At 48.9% G+C, this 16,083-nt stretch carries 15 protein-coding genes and 1 tRNA gene; 10 read left to right on the top strand and 6 right to left on the bottom strand.

From position 1 onward, the window contains the following. The first annotated feature begins 55 nt into the window (after positions 1-55). The 8 genes from rpoD (at position 56) to V3O24_RS18590 (ending at position 8,615) form a co-directional block, all read left to right on the top strand. Complete coding sequence (gene rpoD, locus V3O24_RS18625; protein WP_104422032.1) at positions 56-1,870, top strand: RNA polymerase sigma factor RpoD; 1,815 nt, start codon at positions 56-58, stop codon at positions 1,868-1,870. 11 nt (positions 1,871-1,881) lie between these two features. Next, positions 1,882-1,958: transfer RNA gene (locus tag V3O24_RS18620), tRNA-Ile, on the top strand. Between the two features lie 66 nt (positions 1,959-2,024). After that, positions 2,025-3,185 carry a methionine adenosyltransferase gene (gene metK, locus V3O24_RS18615; protein ID WP_331308331.1) on the top strand — a complete coding sequence of 387 codons (1,161 nt, stop codon included), beginning with the start codon at positions 2,025-2,027 and terminating at the stop codon, positions 3,183-3,185. Between the two features lie 25 nt (positions 3,186-3,210). After that, on the top strand, positions 3,211-4,503 hold the full coding sequence (ahcY, locus tag V3O24_RS18610) for an adenosylhomocysteinase (protein WP_104422034.1): 1,293 nt from the start codon (positions 3,211-3,213) through the stop codon (positions 4,501-4,503). Between the two features lie 139 nt (positions 4,504-4,642). Continuing rightward, a complete protein-coding gene (gene metF, locus V3O24_RS18605) occupies positions 4,643-5,500 on the top strand; it encodes a methylenetetrahydrofolate reductase [NAD(P)H] (RefSeq protein WP_104422035.1) in 858 nt (285 codons plus the stop codon). Positions 5,501-5,605: 105 nt separating this feature from the next. Beyond that, positions 5,606-6,958, top strand: a complete 1,353-nt coding sequence (locus V3O24_RS18600) for an adenosylmethionine--8-amino-7-oxononanoate transaminase (RefSeq protein ID WP_331308330.1) — start codon at positions 5,606-5,608, stop codon at positions 6,956-6,958. A gap of 2 nt (positions 6,959-6,960) precedes the next feature. Beyond that, positions 6,961-7,725, top strand: a complete 765-nt coding sequence (locus V3O24_RS18595; RefSeq protein ID WP_331308329.1) for a 16S rRNA (uracil(1498)-N(3))-methyltransferase — start codon at positions 6,961-6,963, stop codon at positions 7,723-7,725. After that, entirely contained in the window at positions 7,722-8,615 is an 894-nt protein-coding gene (locus V3O24_RS18590; RefSeq protein ID WP_331308328.1) for a type II CAAX endopeptidase family protein, read from the top strand. Before V3O24_RS18595 ends, V3O24_RS18590 begins: the two co-directional genes overlap by 4 nt. Here V3O24_RS18590 and V3O24_RS18585 read toward each other — a convergent pair. From V3O24_RS18585 to proC, 4 genes are all read right to left on the bottom strand, one after another. Continuing rightward, complete coding sequence (locus V3O24_RS18585) at positions 8,598-9,590, bottom strand: DUF4124 domain-containing protein (protein WP_331308327.1); 993 nt, start codon at positions 9,588-9,590, stop codon at positions 8,598-8,600. The genes V3O24_RS18590 and V3O24_RS18585 overlap by 18 nt on opposite strands. 102 nt (positions 9,591-9,692) lie before the next feature. Then, complete coding sequence (locus V3O24_RS18580) at positions 9,693-9,965, bottom strand: DUF167 family protein (RefSeq protein WP_331308326.1); 273 nt, start codon at positions 9,963-9,965, stop codon at positions 9,693-9,695. A 26-nt stretch (positions 9,966-9,991) separates the two neighbouring features. Beyond that, positions 9,992-10,567, bottom strand: coding sequence for a YggT family protein (locus V3O24_RS18575; RefSeq protein WP_104422041.1), 576 nt, complete (start codon positions 10,565-10,567; stop codon positions 9,992-9,994). Further along, on the bottom strand, positions 10,567-11,394 hold the full coding sequence (gene proC, locus V3O24_RS18570; RefSeq protein WP_104422042.1) for a pyrroline-5-carboxylate reductase: 828 nt from the start codon (positions 11,392-11,394) through the stop codon (positions 10,567-10,569). Before proC ends, V3O24_RS18575 begins: the two co-directional genes overlap by 1 nt. Before the next feature lie 124 nt (positions 11,395-11,518). Here proC and V3O24_RS18565 point away from each other — a divergent pair, with 124 nt between their 5' ends. Beyond that, positions 11,519-12,508, top strand: a complete 990-nt coding sequence (locus V3O24_RS18565; RefSeq protein WP_331308325.1) for a spore photoproduct lyase family protein — start codon at positions 11,519-11,521, stop codon at positions 12,506-12,508. A 115-nt stretch (positions 12,509-12,623) separates the two neighbouring features. Further along, positions 12,624-13,340, top strand: coding sequence for an SDR family oxidoreductase (locus V3O24_RS18560; protein ID WP_331308324.1), 717 nt, complete (start codon positions 12,624-12,626; stop codon positions 13,338-13,340). 152 nt (positions 13,341-13,492) lie between these two features. Here the strand turns inward: V3O24_RS18560 and pyk are convergent, their stop codons facing one another. Both pyk and gap read right to left on the bottom strand, forming a co-directional pair. Further along, complete coding sequence (gene pyk, locus V3O24_RS18555) at positions 13,493-14,932, bottom strand: pyruvate kinase (protein ID WP_104422045.1); 1,440 nt, start codon at positions 14,930-14,932, stop codon at positions 13,493-13,495. A gap of 15 nt (positions 14,933-14,947) precedes the next feature. Then, positions 14,948-15,961, bottom strand: coding sequence for a type I glyceraldehyde-3-phosphate dehydrogenase (gap, locus tag V3O24_RS18550; RefSeq protein ID WP_104422046.1), 1,014 nt, complete (start codon positions 15,959-15,961; stop codon positions 14,948-14,950). Positions 15,962-16,083 lie beyond the last annotated feature (122 nt).

Raw genomic sequence — 16,083 nt, 5'->3', positions numbered from 1 at the left:
TATAATTTTTGGTTCGGCGAAGCTAGGTCGAACTAAAGTCTTCCGTGAGTAAATGATGAATCAAGAACAGCAGCAGTCCCAACTCAAACAATTGATAGCCAAAGGCAAAATACAGGGTTACCTGACTTATGCCGAGGTCAATGATCACTTGCCCAGCGACATTGTTGATCCTGAACAAATTGAAGATATCATTGGCATGATCAATGATATGGGGATTCAGGTTTATGAGGTCGCACCGGACGAAGATTCCCTGATTACCGACTCAGCAGCCGTTACTACGGACGATGAAGATGCCGAGGAAGTTGCTGCTTTAGCTTCTGTCGATAGCGAGTTCGGCAGAACCACAGACCCGGTGCGCATGTATATGCGGGAAATGGGCTCAGTGGAATTATTGACTCGCGCCGACGAATTAAAAATTGCCAAGCGCATTGAAGAAGGACAGCAGCAACTGGTTAAGGCCATCGCTCGCTCCTGCATCGTTGTTGAAGATTTTTTGCAATCGTTTGATAATATATCCAGCGAAGAAGGCGGTATTCGCCTGACAGATTTAATTTCCGGTTTTGTGGATTTAAGCGAGCCCGATGATTTTGTCACGGCTTTGCCAATCGGTGACGATCTCGAAGAAACAGCCGCCGTTGCAGCCGAAGAAGAGCCGAAAGGGCTAAATTACGAAGAGGTTAAAGACAAGGTTGACACGCTCAGAAAGCAGTTAAAAATAGCCGCTGCAGCCATCAAAAAGCATGGCTATTTGAGCGATAAAACAGAAAAAGAATTTGAAGCGTTGGCTGATTTGTTTATGGAGTTTAAATGGACTCCTCAGTATTTAAAGAAATTGACAGCTATCATTCCTGACGGTGTTGCTGCCGTGCGTGAGCAGGAAAGACTGATCATGGACATTTTCGTTAACCATGCAAAGATGCCGCGCAAGGAATTTATCGCCTCCTTTACTGAGAATGAAGCCAGTTCAGAATGGCTCGATCAGTACTTGAACGCAAGCAAATACTCGCAAGCACTGAAAGAACGCGAAAAAGAAGCAAGAAAAGCCCAAAAAACACTTACCGATATAGAAGTGGAGTATGGCCTAACCATTAGCGGGCTAAAGGACATTAACCGGCGCATGTCTATTGGCGAAGCCAAAGCAAGACGCGCGAAAAAAGAAATGATCGAGGCTAATTTAAGGCTGGTCATTTCAATAGCTAAAAAATATACTAATCGTGGATTACAATTTCTGGATTTGATTCAGGAAGGCAATATCGGCTTAATGAAAGCCGTCGATAAATTCGAATACCGTCGCGGATATAAGTTTTCAACCTATGCAACATGGTGGATCAGGCAAGCCATCACCCGCTCGATTGCGGATCAGGCCCGAACTATTCGTATTCCGGTGCATATGATCGAAACGATCAATAAATTGAATCGAATTTCCAGGCAAATACTTCAGGAATTGGGACGGGAAGCAACGCCGGAAGAGCTGGCGGAACGCATGGAAATGCCTGAAGACAAAGTTCGCAAGGTATTAAAAATCGCCAAAGAACCTATTTCAATGGAAACCCCTATTGGCGACGATGAAGATTCTCATTTGGGAGATTTCATAGAAGATGCTAAAGTATTGTCCCCGGTTGAAGCTGCAACGATTGCCGGTTTGCGTGAATCGACACAAAATGTGTTGGCTGGCTTAACGGCAAGAGAAGCAAAAGTTCTGCGGATGCGTTTTGGCATCAATATGAATACCGACCATACGCTGGAAGAAGTAGGCAAGCAATTCGACGTGACGCGTGAAAGAATCCGTCAAATTGAAGCCAAAGCATTAAGGAAACTTAGACATCCTTCAAGATCAGAGCAATTGCGCTGCTTTCTGGATGGCGAGTAATTAATACATAAGGGCCCTTAGCTCAGTTGGTTAGAGCGTCCGACTCATAATCGGCAGGTCGTAGGTTCAAGTCCTACAGGGCCCACCATACACAAGAAGGCTGCATCAGCAGCCTTTTGTACATCTGGGTTTTACATTTTAGCAAGGTGGTATCGTGAGCAATAATTATTCTTTTACATCAGAATCAGTTTCAGAAGGGCATCCTGACAAGGTTGCGGATCAAATTTCAGATGCGGTGCTTGATGCCTTGTTGGCTCAAGATCCTCGTTCACGAGTTGCTTGCGAAACGCTGGTAAAAACCGGCATGGTTGTTTTGGCGGGCGAAGTAACCACCAACGCCTGGGTTGATCTTGAAGCCCTGGTTCGAAAAGTTGTCTGTGACATCGGCTATGACCATGGCGATATAGGTTTCGACGGTCAAAGTTGTGCAGTTTTAAATGCAATAGGCAAGCAATCGGCTGATATTGCAATGGGTGTCGATGAAGCAGAAAACCATGAACAAGGTGCGGGCGATCAAGGCTTAATGTTCGGTTATGCCAGCAATGAAACCGATGTATTGATGCCGGCGCCGATCACCTATTCTCACCTGCTGGTCAAGCGCCAAGCTGAAGTACGCAAAAATAAAACCTTGCCTTGGCTCCGCCCTGATGCGAAAAGCCAGATTACTTTTCGCTACGAAAACAACAAACCCGTAGCCATCGATGCGGTTGTTTTATCTACCCAACATTCACCTGATATTGCTACCAAAGCATTGCATGAAGCGGTGATGGATGAAATTATCCTGCCGATTTTGCCTAAAGAATGGCTGCATAAAGATACCAAATATTTCATTAACCCTACCGGTCAGTTCGTTATCGGCGGCCCTGTCGGCGACTGTGGCTTAACCGGACGTAAAATTATCGTTGACACCTACGGCGGCATGGCAAGACACGGCGGCGGTGCGTTTTCAGGCAAAGATCCATCAAAAGTTGACCGTTCAGCGGCATACATGGCGCGCTATGTAGCAAAAAACATTGTTGCGGCCGGATTAGCCGAACGCTGTGAAATTCAGGTTTCTTACGCGATCGGTGTTGCAGAACCTACATCTATTACGGTTGAAACGTTTGGCACGGGCAAAATCAGCGAAGACAGACTGGTGCAAATTGTCAGAGACAATTTTGATTTAAGACCTAAAGGCTTGATTGCAATGTTAGGCCTGTTAAAGCCTATCTACCAAACAACTGCGGCGTATGGTCATTTCGGACGTACCGAAGATTCCTTTAGCTGGGAAAAGACCGATAAAGTTGACGCATTAAAAGATGCTGCCGGCCTTTAATTAAACACTAAATACGGGAAACATAATGAGCCAACCAGATTATAAAGTCGCCGACATTGCTCTGGCAGAATGGGGCCGCAAAGAAATCAATATCGCCGAAACTGAAATGCCGGGCTTAATGGCGCTACGTGGAGAATATGGCAGCGAACAACCATTAAAAGGCGCTCGTATTGCAGGGTGTCTGCATATGACCATTCAGACAGCAGTATTGATTGAAACCCTGACTGCATTAGGCGCAGAAGTGCGTTGGTCTTCCTGCAATATTTTTTCTACACAAGATCATGCCGCTGCCGCAATGGCGGCGGCTGGCATTCCTGTTTTTGCATGGAAAGGCGAAACAGAAGAAGAAGCCGAATGGTGTATCGCTCAAACCATTGACGGTCTTGACGGCTGGCGCCCGAACATGATTCTGGATGATGGCGGCGATTTAACCGTCATGATGCATGAAAAATATCCTGAATTAATGGCCGATATTAAAGGCTTGTCCGAAGAAACCACTACCGGCGTATTGCGTCTGTATGAAATGGTCGCCAAAGGCACGTTAAAAGTTCCCGCATTCAATGTTAACGATTCGGTAACAAAATCAAAATTCGACAACCTGTACGGTTGCCGCGAATCCTTGGTTGACGGCATCAAGCGCGCTACCGACGTGATGATCGCCGGAAAAATCGCCGTAGTCTGCGGTTACGGCGATGTCGGCAAAGGTTGTGCGCAATCCTTGCGCGGCCTAGGGGCTACGGTATGGATCACCGAAATCGACCCAATCTGCGCATTGCAGGCGGCGATGGAAGGTTATCGCGTGGTAACGATGGAAGAGGCCGCACCTCTTGCCAATATTTTTGTTACCGCAACCGGCAACTTCAATATCATTACCCATCAGCACATGCTTGCAATGAGAGACCAGGCGATTGTCTGCAACATCGGTCACTTCGATGCGGAAATTGAAATTTCTTCATTGCGTCAATACACTTGGGAAAACATCAAACCTCAAGTTGATCATGTGATTTTTCCTGACGGCAAACGTCTGATCATCCTGGCTGAAGGCCGTTTGGTTAATCTGGGCTGCGCTACAGGACATCCAAGTTTTGTAATGTCTAACTCGTTCTGTAACCAGGTTCTGGCGCAAATTGAACTTTGGAAAAATTCCGCCCAGTATGAAAACAAGGTTTACATACTGCCTAAAAAACTGGACGAAAAAGTTGCCCGATCACACCTGAAGCAATTGGGCGTTAATTTGACCGTGTTGACTGAAGCGCAAGCCAAATACATCAATGTTCCGGTTGATGGGCCGTTTAAAGCCGATCATTACCGTTATTGATTAATCATCGTTCCCACGGTCCCCGTGGGAATGCAATCCGTGCCGTTTTTGCGGCACGGAACGCAATGGCTCCACAGCGGTATCCCGGCAGAAACCGTGGGAACGATACATTTTAGATTCCCGTCAGTGAGACCATAAAATGCAATCGCAAAAACAGCATCCCCAACTGTTCAGTTTCGAATTTTACCCGCCAAAAACCGAAGAAGGCGCGGCAAGTTTGCAAATTGTTCAGAGCAAACTGGCAAAACTCAATCCCGACTTTTTTTCCGTTACTTTTGGCGCCGGTGGCTCAACCCGCGATAAAACCTTCGTTACGGTCATCGAAATTCAAGCCAAAGGCGTCGCCGCCGCACCGCATTTATCTTGCGTGGCCTCAACCAAAGATAATATTCGCGCCATTCTGAAGGATTATCAGGATCATGGCATTACCAAGATTGTTGCCTTAAGAGGTGATTTACCCTCAGGCATGATGTCAGCGGGAGAATTCCGCTATGCCAATGAGCTGGTCGAGTTTATCCGCCAGGAAACCGGTGATCATTTTCAGATCCACGTAGCGGCCTACCCCGAAGTCCATCCGCAAGCCGCCAACGGCGTGGAAGATTTCAAGAACTTCAAGCGTAAAGTGGCGGCGGGCGCCAATGCCGCCATTACACAGTATTTTTACAATGCCGAAGCATATTTTTATTTTGTTGACGCCTGTGAGAAAAACGGCATAACAATCCCCATCGTACCCGGCATTATGCCGATTACCCAATACACACAATTGTTCCGCTTTTCGGAAATGTGCGGCGCGGATATTCCCCGTTGGCTCAGAAAACGTCTGGAGAGTTTTGGCGATGACAAGGAATCCGTGCAGGCATTCGGCCTGGATGTAGTCAGCAACCTTTGCCAACGTCTTCTTGACGGCGGCGCACCCGGACTGCATTTTTACACGATGAATCAGGCCGCACCTACCCTGGCGATTTTGGACAATTTGCACATCAAGCCTCAAAAATAAAAACACCACTCAAATCGTGGCCGCGTTCAAAATCCGTATAGCAGCAAAAATCACACTCGTTCCCAAGCGCCATTGGGAACGGCTACCAATCTGAACCTTTAGCTTATGCCGTCCAACCAATCCCTTTCCGATCGAGACCTTTCCATATTGTGGCATCCCTGCACGCAAATGAAAGATCACGAAACCTTCCCGATTATTCCGATCAAAAAAGGGCAAGGCGTTTGGCTGGAAGACTTTGACGGCAACCGCTATCTCGATGCGATCAGCTCATGGTGGGTCAATTTATTCGGCCATGCCAATCCTATAATCAATGCGGCGCTAAAAGACCAGCTCGATACGCTGGAACATGTGATTTTTGCCGGATTCACTCATCAGTCAGCGGTCAAACTGGCGGAAAAACTGGTTGAAATAACGCCGGAAGGACTGAACCGTTGTTTTTATGCCGACAACGGTTCTTCTGCGGTGGAAGTCGCGCTGAAGATGAGCTTCCACTATTGGCGCAACCTCGGGCAAACCCAAAAAACCAGATTCATCACGCTGGAAAACAGTTATCACGGCGAGACCTTAGGCGCACTGGCCGTCGGCAATGTGTCGCTCTATAAAGAAACCTACGCACCGTTATTAATGGATGTCATCACCGTCCCCGGCCCGGACTGTTACCTCCGCGAACCCGGCGAGTCATGGGCCGATTATTCGACCCGCCGCTTTGCCCTGATGGAACAGACACTGCAACAACACAATGACGCGGTTTGCGCGGTCATCATTGAGCCTTTGGTGCAATGCGCAGGCAATATGCGCATGTATGATCCGGTCTATTTGAAATTGCTGCGCGCCGCCTGCGATAAATACAACGTGCATTTAATCGCCGATGAAATCGCGGTCGGTTTCGGACGCACTGGTACATTGTTTGCTTGTGAGCAAGCGGTAATCAGCCCCGATTTCATGTGCTTGTCCAAAGGCTTGACCGGCGGCTATTTGCCGTTGTCGGCGGTGCTGACCACCGATCAGGTGTACCAGGCGTTCTATGCCGATTATCAGGCGATGAGCGCATTCCTGCATTCGCACAGCTATACCGGCAATGCGCTGGCATGCAGGGCCGCACTTGCCACCATCGATATTTTCCAGCAGCACAACATCATCGAAAAAAACAAATCCTTGGCCGATAGCATGGCGAAAGCGGCGGCGCGTTTTCATGATCATCCGAATGTCGCAGAAGTCAGGCAAACCGGCATGATCCTGGCGATTGAGCTGGTCAAAAACAAACGCACCCGCGAACCTTATCCCTGGCAGGAGCGCCGCGGGCTTAAAGTCTATCAATACGCGCTGTCTCAAGGTGTATTATTGCGGCCCTTGGGCAACGTTATTTATTTCATGCCACCCTACATTGTTACCGAAAATGAACTCTTGTTGATTGCCGATGTGGCTTGGCAAGGCATACAACAGGCGGTTAAGGACTGATTATGCGAGTTTCCAGATTATATACACCGGCATCGCTGGCTACAGGCAAACTCATCGAACTGGATGATGACAACGGCCATTATGTCAGGACGGTGTTGCGGTTAAAAAAAGATGACCCAGTCATTTTATTTAACGGCCAGGGTGGGGAATATTTATGCACTGTTGCAGAAGCCGGCCGGAAGGCCGTGCTGATTACGGTCGAGCAATGGAGCGACCGCAGTGTGGAGTCTCCGTTGCAGGTCATCTTGGGACTAGCCGTCTCGCGGGGCGACAGGATGGATTTGACCGTGCAAAAAGCCGTGGAGCTGGGCGTCAACCACATCACCCCGCTATTGACCGAGCGTTGCGTGGTGCAATTCAAAGGCGAAAAAAAGCCGCAGCGCTTATTGCACTGGCAAAAAATAGTTCAACATGCCGCCGAGCAAAGCGGCAGGACCACCCTGCCCGCACTGCCGGAAGTTGAACAGTTGCAAGACTGGGTTGGCAACCAACAGGGCCTGAAAGTATTTCTCGACCCTTATGCGGAAACGACATTAACGGAATTAAAACCCGAAGCCATGGAAGCCTGTCCTGAGCCTAGTCGAAGGGTAACCTTACTGACCGGCCCCGAAGGCGGATTTTCCGATCGGGAACGGGACATAGCGAAAGCCTCCGGCTTCATACCCGTCCGTTTAGGCAGCCGCATATTAAGAACAGAAACCGCATCAATCGCCGCCTTAACCGCTGTGCAGTTGTTATGGGGCGATTTTGGCAGGAGCGACAAATGAGCAGATATATCATCAATTCAATAATGCCTCTTTTGGTATTGCTCGCAGCCGCATCGTTAGCTTGTATCGTAGGTTACTTTATTTTTCAGGGTATAGATGGCCAGCTTCCTTTATCCAAAATAATCACCAAATCGACCCAGTTATTCTTAGTGCTGAGTATTTTTCCGGCCGTGGCCTATCTGAAATTTAACAAGAGCGATTTAGGCTTTGCTGCGAGAGCCATTTTTTTGAAGCAGGTATTACAAGGGTTCGGTCTGGGATTTATCACCCTGATGCCGATATTTATCACCCTGTATATTCTCGGCATCGACACCGTTGATCAATCGGAGCCCTGGACAGCCGGTTTCATAGTTAAAAAAATAATGCTGTCTTTATTGCTGGCGCTATTGATTGCGGCCTTTGAGGAATCGGTTTTTCGAGGGGTGTTATTGGCGGGTTTAAAAAAGAACTTGCCGGTCATAGCGGCCATTTTAATCAGCTCAATTTATTATGCGGCTTTGCATTTCCTGGACAGCAAAACCGAGATACCTTTTCAACAGGCCCAGCTGTTAAGCGGTTTTACCTTGCTGGGCGAAGCATTGGCTAATGTACTGAACCCGGAAAATGCATCGGCATTCCTTTCATTGCTGGTCGTCGGCGCTTTTCTCGCCGTCATCAGAACGCAGGCCAAAGAAAGTTTAGGTCTATGCATCGGTTGTCATGCCGGGTGGGTGTGGCAAATAAAAATGAACGGCACCTTGTTCAATCCGAATTTAAATTCGGAATATCTTTATCTGGTCAGCAGCTATAACTATGTCGTCGGACCTTTAGTGACCGGATGGCTCAGCACAGCCATCATCGGCTATTATGTTTATAAAAAATATTCAAAATCCTCATTTGTCCAACATTGATTCGATATAGGGCTTGAACGCCGAGCGTAACTCCCGGACTTTCTGGCTGGCGCAGAGTTCCGTTCCTAGCGATGATTCCCGGCAGCGTATATCGAGAAAAAGCTGCTGTTTTTTATTCTCATCTTCTATTTTTGACACCGACAAACTTAGATCGCTGTCGCTTGCAGGCGCACGGCCCATAATCAATTTGTCGGTATCGGTATCGATCGGAGTCGTGGCATGGGCCTTGATAAACTCATGAGCGCTAGCCCAGGCCTTTGCGCATAGTTCATCAGTCTCGCAGGCATACAGGCCGATCTCGGCGGCGGCTTTGGCTTGTACAGATAGGTCTGGCGCGTTTGATGGATCGGTATTCCCCTGGGTTAAAAATTTATAGCGTTCAATATCCGCTTCAAATTCGGCCTTGGCGCGGTTCTTTTTTTCGATCTGTTTATTTATTTCAGCGTAAGCGGCTTGAATCTGGGCTTCTGTTTGTTTGATTTCGTCCAGCAACGTTGCCGGGATTTTTTTGCCGTTGCGTTCGAGTTCCGCGGCTTTCTTTTGCTGCGTCTCCAGTTGATTTTCAACGCGCTTTAAATTGGCTTGAGCCACATTCCGCTGCGCATCCAGAGATTGCATTTTTGCGTAAAGGCTCGATTCCATGTCTTTCAGGTTACGGAAGGTGCTGAGCAGCACTTTGTCGTTAGCCGCCTGCTGGGCGATAATTTTTTCCTGGGCTTTTTTTAACGCGTTCAGCCTGTCATCGATAGCCTGCTGTTCTTTCGTTTTTGCCTGTTCAGTGACTTCAACAACCCGGCCTTTTTCGTTCAGCGATTCCCTCCGCAACTGGGCATGCTCCGGCGGCACTTGGTCGGAGAAAACGGTTTCGCCATTCTCATTGACCCAGCGGTACATTTTCTTGGCAAACGCAGACTGGCTACTTAAACAAAGGAAACAAACTAGAAAAAAACTGACTGAAAAAGCACGTGTTTGCATGGCGGATGTGTGATTTTGCCTGAAAAATTAAATTATATTGCAAAGATAACAGATGCTGAAGGAACGGGTGAAAAACAGGGAAAACCTGGGCTTCAACGGAGGTCACAAGGAAATATCAAATTGCAGAGAGTCCGGCAGGGATGGAAACTTCTTCGGCGAACTGATCGCGATACGTTTTTCCCGGCCGGACTCCCCCGTTATCAGCTTGCAGGCCGATTTACTGACTCCAAACTCATCGGCTATAAAGGCGATCAAATGCTGATTGGCCTTGCCGTCGATCGGCGCAGCCTTGACTCGGAGCTTCAGCCTTTCTCCATGCAGCCCCGCCCATTCGTCCTTGCTGGCTTTAGGTTGAACATGGAGGTTCAAGGTCAAAACCCCATGTTCCCAGTAGTACCAGCTCAACCGATCAAGCTGGCTAGTTGATGCAGCGGCGGCAGTATGACCATTTTTGCCAGTTGCAACAGCATTAGCGCAGCCAACGGCGACAAGTCGATGCCGCCCAGATCGGGAATAAATTTACGGCAGAGGTTAAGCACAGGCTCGGTCAGGCTGTACAAGACAGACGATGCAGCACTAAACGTACCGGGATTCATCCAGCTGAGTATGGCTCTGGCAAATACCGCATAGATGAAGATATTGATCAACAGCGAAACCAGTTGGGTCAGCGATAAAATGGTCAATGCGCCGATGCTGATCGCGACGCCTTTCAACAACAGTATCGAAAAATCGGCCAGCATTTGCAGCCCCATCACCAGCACCAGCGAGGAGGTGTCAATCTTGCCGATGGACGGCACAAAGCGGCGCAGCAGTTTTAACGGCGGGTGGGTCGCCTTGACCAGAAACTGGGAGATCGGGTTGTAAAAATCGGCGCCGCACCATTGCAATAAAAAGCGCAGCAGCACCGCCAGGATGTACAGCGAAAGCAGCGAGTCGATGATAAAAATAGCCGGGTCGGTCATGTAGCTTGAATCCATTACGAATTCTCCATTTGTTTAGACATTTCAATTGAGCGGTCTCGTGCCGCATGTAACGCTTTTGAAACCAGCTCGGTAAAGCCGCCTTGCTCAAAAGTTTCTATGGCTTGCTGCGTGGTGCCGCCGGGCGAGGTGACGCGCTTGCGCAGCTGTTCCGGCGATTCGGTCGACTCCAGCGCTATTTTAGCCGCGCCTAATGCGGTTTGCTGCACCAGCAAACGCGCGGTCTCTTGGCTCAGGCCCAGTTCCAGAGCGGCTTTTTCCATGGCTTCCATCAGCAGGAAATAATAAGCGGGTCCGCTGCCGGAAACGGCGGTCACCGCATCCAGTTCGGCCTCATCGTCAACCCACAGCGCGATACCGACCGCACGTAAAATATTTTCCGCCAGGTCGCGTTGCTCGGCCGTGACCTTGTCGTTGGCATGTAATGCCGTAGCGCCGGTCAACACCAGCGCCGGGGTGTTGGGCATGCAGCGCACGATCGCGGTATCGGCGCCCAGCCAATGGCTTAAGCTGTTCTGGTTAATGCCGGCGGCGATCGAGACCACCAGCGATTTTTTCTGCTGAACCAGCGCAGCGATACTTTGCGCGACAGCGCTCAGCGTCTGCGGCTTGACCGCCAGCACCACGACATCGGCCGCATTGATGACGTCATCGTTGTTTGCCGACGTGTTGACGGTCAGATCCTGTTTCAGGGCTGTCAGCGTATCCGGGTTAATATCCGACACCCAAATCTGTTCAGGGGCATGGCCGCTGGCAATCAATCCGCTGATCAGGCTGGACGCCATGTTGCCGCCGCCGATAAAACCTATCTTGTTTGTTTTCATGGTTGATAATGTGATTGTTGAGTTGAAAGTATTTTACCCTATATGAGGGCTGTGTGATAAATCACAAGCCTTTTGAGCAGGCAAGCTGTGCTACATTACACGCACTAAACGATAAACAGAGCTTATGATCGAAACCATTTACATCGAAGAAGCCATCCTGCAACACCCGCGTGTTTTGGATATTGTTGCGAGATTCCCGCAAGCCAGGAAAATAACCTGCCGCCGTTACGGCGAAGTATTTAACCCCAAGGCGCAAAACTTCCGCCTGCAAAAGCAGCAACCCGCGTTGATACTGGCGGAAAAATATAAAAACTTTGCGCTGCCTGCGCCCTTGGGTTACGGCATCGGGGCGGAAAGAAATTACTACTTCTCGCACATGCTCAACTGCCTGTACGATTGCCGGTATTGTTTTTTGCAGGGCATGTACCAGTCGGCCAACTACGTGCTGTTTGTCAATTACGAGGATTTCCAGCAGGACATCCGCCAACTGTGCATCGAATCGCCAAGCGAAAACCTGCATTTTTTTTCCGGCTACGATTGCGACAGCCTGGCCTTGGAGCCGGTCACCGGCTTTGCCGAGCAGTTTTTGCCGTTTTTTACAACACTGCCCAACGCCTGGCTGGAATTAAGAACCAAAAGCACCCAGGTCAGGAGCCTGTTAAACCGGGAACCACTACCCCGTTGCATCGTGGCGTTCAGCCTGTCGCCGGATCAGGTCGCCGGAAAAGTCGAAGCCAAAGCACCATCGGTAGCCCGCCGTCTGGATGCGCTGTGCAAAGTGCAGGAACAGGGCTGGCAAATCGGGTTGCGCTTTGATCCGCTGATTTATCAATCCGGCTACCAACAGCAGTATCGGGAGTTGTTCGAGCAGGTTTTTTCCCGTATCGATTTAAACCGGCTGCATTCGGTCAGTCTCGGCGTATTCAGGCTGCCGGAGAACTTTTTTAAAAAAGTGCACAAACTGTATCCTGAAGAAAAGCTCTTTGCGAGTCCCTTGGTCAGCCAGCAAGGCATGGTTTCCTACAAGCAGGAACTGGAGCAGGAGATGATGCACTACTGCGCCGAACAACTCTTAAACTATATTCCAGCCGACAAGTTTTTTCCATGCACGTAATTTTGTTCGGCATGATGGTAAATAGACGACTAAAAAAGCTTTTATTCACCACGAAGAACACGAAGCTTTATTTCTTCGTGTCTTCGTGGTGATAATTATTAATGAGAAATTAGTTATGAATCTTATTAAACGCACAGTTCTGGTGACCGGAGCCAGTTCCGGCATAGGCCGCGCGATCGCCAGGAATTTATTGCAACAGGGGCATCATGTGATCGGCGTGTCCCGCGATAGCGGCAAGTTTATCCGGCAGCTGGATAATTTCACTCCCATGCAACTGGATTTAAGCCGGTTAGACGACATACCGCGCAAAGTCCGTGAACTGGAGCAAACCTTCCCCGGCATCGATGCGGTGGTTTTTTGTGCCGGGAAAGGCCAGTTCGGCTCGGTGGAGGAGTTTTCCTATGCGCAGATTGAAGACCTGATGAGGATAAACTTTACCAGCCAGGCCTTTTTGGTGAAGGCGCTGTTGCCCGCTTTAAAACGCAAGGGTCACAGTGACTTGATTTTTATCGGCTCGGAAGCGGCATTAAAAGGCAACCGCAAGGGCGCGCTGTACTGCGCTGCCAAATTTGCAGTGCGCGGCTTTACTCAGGCCCTGCGCGAGGAATGCGGCAAAAGCCATGTACGGGTCTGCCTGATTAATCCCGGCATGGTCAAAACTCCATTTTTTGAGCAATTGTCTTTCGAGCCGGGCGATGATGCCAGTCACTTTATTGAACCGGAAGATGTCGCCGAGGCGGTGTCCTATGTGCTTAATTCGCGGTCGCAAATAGTGATCGATGAAATCAATCTGAGTCCTTTAAATAAAGTCGTGAAATTTAAAAAGCCATAATGACGGGATCGTTCGCGCTTTAAAGTTGTTTTATCGAAGTGGATCTGCAAAAAAAATGGCCTGAAAAACTGAATTTTTCAGGCCATTAATATGAACCCTTTGCCGCGCCGTATAATTATCGGGCAAAGGGTTAACAAACAGTCAACAACGTTTTAATGAGTTGAATCCTGCCCGACAGTGATGACCTTTAACGCATTGGTGCCGCCCGCTATGCCTTCCAGATCACCTTGAGTGATGATGAAGGTATCGCCATCAGCCGCAACGTTGCGTCTTTTCAGTTCAGCAATGATCGCCCTGTTGACTTCGGCATGATCGCTAAGGTCATGAATGAAAAGTACCGGGAAAACGCCACGGTATAAAGTGACTCTGCCTAATGTCTCTTGATGCGGGCTAAGCGCAAAAATCGGAATGCCCGAGCTGATTCTGGACATCCATAACGGCGTAGAGCCTGATTCGGTCAACGCGGCAATGCCGTGGATTTTAGTGTGGTTAGCCATGTACATCGCAGACATCGCAATCGCTTCATCGACGCGCTCGAACTGGAGATCAACACGATGCCTTGATACGCGAACAATCGGTTGTTTTTCCGCTTCAACGCAAATGCGGTTCATCGCTTCAATGGCTTTAACCGGGTATTTGCCCGATGCCGTTTCCGCAGACAGCATGATCACGTCGGTGCCGTCGTAAACCGCATTGGCAACGTCAAACACTTCGGCGCGAGTAGGAATCGGGTTATCTATCATCGATTCCATCATTTGTGTGGCGGTAATCGCAACACGATTCAGGTCGCGGGAGCGGCGAATCAACGTTTTTTGCACGGCAGGCAGGTTGGCATCGCCGATTTCGACGCCGAGGTCGCCACGGGCGACCATGACCGCATCCGAGGCCAGGATGATTTCATCCATGACCTCTATGGCTTCAGCCCGCTCGACCTTTGCCACGATCCCTGCATGACAGCCTTCGGCAACCAACAGGCGGCGCGCTTCATGAAGATCTTCAGCGGTGCGGGGGAAAGAAATGGCGACATAATCGCATTTCATTATCGCAATCGTTTTAATATCTTCCTTATCCTTGTCGGTCAAAGCCGCCGCAGAAAGGCCGCCGCCCAGCAGATTGATGCCTTTGTTGTTCGACAGGTCGCCGCCAACGACAACCGTACAGTTGACGCGCATGTCTACAACGTTGACCACGTCAAGAACGATACGACCGTCATCCAGTAACAATCTGCTGCCCGGTTTGACTTCCAAAGCCAAAGGTTCGTAAGTAATGCCGACTTGAGTATTATCGCCGGCCGTTGGATCAAGATTTATATCCAGAGCGAAATCTTGGCCTTCTTTTAAAAACACTTTGGTGTCTTTAAAACGGGCAATGCGGATTTTAGGGCCTTGCAAATCAGCTAAAATACCAACCAGTCTGCCGGTTTTCAGGCTCAGCTCACGGACAGCATTCGCCCGGTTAATGTGGTCTTGTGCGGAACCATGCGAAAAGTTCATACGAACAAAGTCAAGGCCCGCCGCAAACATACCTTCAAGTACTCCGGGCTTATCCGTAGCGGGACCCAGAGTTGCTAAAATTTTGGTTCTTCTTAACATTATGTAGGAAATCCGTTATTTTGCGTTAACTAAAGCAATTGTCGTATCCAACATACGGTTTGAGAAGCCCCATTCGTTGTCATACCAGGACAGCACTTTTACAAGGTTGCCATCCATGACTTTGGTCAACGATGCTTCGTATATTGACGATGCAGGGTTGTGGTTAAAGTCGATTGAAACCAGTGGCAAGGTGTTAATATCCAGAATGCCTTTTAACGAGCCTTCGGATGCTGTTTTCAAGATTTGGTCGATTTCTTCTTTGGTGGTTTTTCTGGCCGCTTCAAAAGTGAAATCAACAACAGAAACGTTGATAGTGGGTACGCGCATTGCGAAACCATCCAGCTTGCCGTTCAATTCAGGCAATACCAAGCCTACAGCCGCAGCGGCGCCTGTTTTGGTAGGAATCATCGATTGTGTGGCCGAGCGGGCGCGACGTAAATCGCTGTGATAGACGTCAGTCAGTACTTGGTCGTTGGTGTAAGAATGAATGGTAGTCATCGAACCTTTCACAATACCGATCGCATCGTGTAAAGGTTTAACCAATGGCGCCAAGCAGTTGGTTGTGCATGAAGCATTGGAAATAACAGTGTCCGATGCTTTCAGAACATCGTGGTTTACGCCGTAAACGATAGTTGCATCGACATCGTTGCCGCCGGGCGCTGAAATAATAACTTTTTTTGCACCGGCGGTAATATGCGCGGATGCTTTAGCTTTGCTGGTAAACAAACCGGTGCATTCGTGTACGGCATCGATACCCAGTTCGCCCCAAGGCAGTTTTGATGGATCTCTTTCTGAGAAAACTTTAATCTTATCGCCGTTGATGACGAGATAATCGCCGTCAACGCTCACGTCGAAAGGAAATTTTCCATGCACTGAATCATATTTAGTCAGATGAGCATTCGTTGCAGCGTCGCCTAAATCATTGATTGCAACAATTTGAATTTCATTGGTACGGCCTGCTTCGTATAATGCGCGAACGATATTACGTCCAATACGACCATAACCATTGATTGCAACTTTAATTGGCATAGATATTCTCCAGATTGGTGAAATGAAAACTTACAAAAACGGACAGCACTAAAGCTTCCGAGAATCTCGGCAATTGTACCAATTGTTAGATCCTTAGTCTATTGACCTGGAAAACGATCGCT

The sequence above is a fragment of the Methylobacter sp. Wu8 genome (assembly GCF_036440755.1).
In the GTDB taxonomy this organism is placed as follows: domain Bacteria; phylum Pseudomonadota; class Gammaproteobacteria; order Methylococcales; family Methylomonadaceae; genus Methylobacter_A; species Methylobacter_A tundripaludum_A.
This window is presented reverse-complemented; position numbering and strand designations above follow the sequence as displayed.